This is a genomic window from Bradyrhizobium sp. CCBAU 51745 (assembly GCF_028128715.1).
In the GTDB taxonomy this organism is placed as follows: domain Bacteria; phylum Pseudomonadota; class Alphaproteobacteria; order Rhizobiales; family Xanthobacteraceae; genus Bradyrhizobium; species Bradyrhizobium manausense.
This window is the reverse complement of sequence record NZ_LBJP01000037.1, coordinates 1-1,299: the sequence shown is the minus strand read 5'-3', so window position 1 is coordinate 1,299 and position 1,299 is coordinate 1. Positions and strand designations below refer to the sequence as shown.

Below are 1,299 nucleotides of genomic sequence, written 5' to 3'. Positions count from 1 at the left end.
TTATGCAGTCAATTTCGACGATCGGTCTGGATATCGCGAAGTCGGTCTTCCAGGTGCACGGCGTTGATGCAGCCGGCCAGGTGGTCATACGCCGTCAGTTGAAGCGTCGGCACGTCCTGGCGTTCTTCGAGAAACTGCCGCCATGCCTCGTCGGTATTGAGGCTTGCGCCTCATCGCACTATTGGTCCCGTGAGCTGGAGACATTGGGGCATACGGTGCGGTTGATGCCTCCGGCCTACGTGAAGCCCTACGTCAAGCGGCAGAAGAACGACAGCACCGACGCGGAGGCGATTTGCGAGGCGGTCACGAGACCGAACATGCGGTTCGTGCCGGCCAAGACGGTCGAGCAACAGAGCTGTCTAATGCTTCATCGTGCGCGCCATCTCTTCATCCGCCAGCAGACTGCCGTGATCAATTCAATCCGCGCCTATTTTGCCGAGTTCGGGATCGTCGCCCCTGTCGGGCGCCAGGGTGTCGAGCAGTTGCTGGAAGTCGTCGCCGACACTGATGACCGCCGGCTGCCGGAGGTGGCCCGCGCGTGTCTTGCGGCTCTCGGCAGCCAATTGCGGGCCCTGAAGGCCCAAATCCTGGAGTTCGACCGCCGCATCATCGCCTGGCATCGATCAAATGCGACGAGCAAACGGCTGGACGCGATTCCTGGCGTCGGGCCGGCGCTGGCAACGGCGTTGGTCGCGAGCGTTGCCGATGCCAACGCCTTCCGATCGGGACGGGACTTCTCGGCCTGGGTTGGGCTCGTGCCGAAGCAGAACTCGAGCGGGGGCAAGGACAAGCTTGGCAGTATCAGCAAGCAAGGCGATCGCTATTTGCGCAGCCTGTTCACGGCAGGCGCACTCGCAGTGATCCGCTATGCCAAGATCCATGGCACCCGGCATCGGCCCTGGCTCACCGCATTGTTGGCGCGGCGACCCACAAAGGTCGCTGCCATCGCGCTCGCCAACAAACTCGCCCGGATGGCATGGGCGATGATGGCCAGGAACGAACGCTACAAGGAACCCGCCGCTCTCATGGCGTAAATGAGTTCACAGCCGGACACACCGGCGTGACGTAACGGTTGGAAAGGACGAACAGCACTTAATGCAGCGCCGGTCGATCCGGCGATCAGGACAACCCACATGGGCCAAGGCATCTTCGAATGCGTGCTGTTGATCGGGACCTGATCCGCGGAGGGCATTATGGCCAGCGGTCATGGGTACCGCACAAACAGGCCGAACACATGGCTGCTCCGACCAATGCTGCAAGTGAAGATTCTTCTTGCCAACCCGGAGCCGTCCACACATG

Annotated in this window: 1 protein-coding gene; it reads left to right on the top strand. The window is 61.7% G+C overall.

Translation table 11 applies throughout. The features are described 5' to 3' along the window. Positions 1–2: 2 nt before the first annotated feature. A complete protein-coding gene (locus XH98_RS12965; RefSeq protein ID WP_271618816.1) occupies positions 3–1,034 on the top strand; it encodes an IS110 family transposase in 1,032 nt (343 codons plus the stop codon). Positions 1,035–1,299: the final 265 nt, after the last annotated feature.

What these genes read in the sequence shown, in the direction of transcription:
- XH98_RS12965 (WP_271618816.1), top strand. Translation starts at nt 3, where the DNA reads ATGCAGTCAATTTCGACGATCGGTCTGGATATCGCGAAGTCGGTCTTC.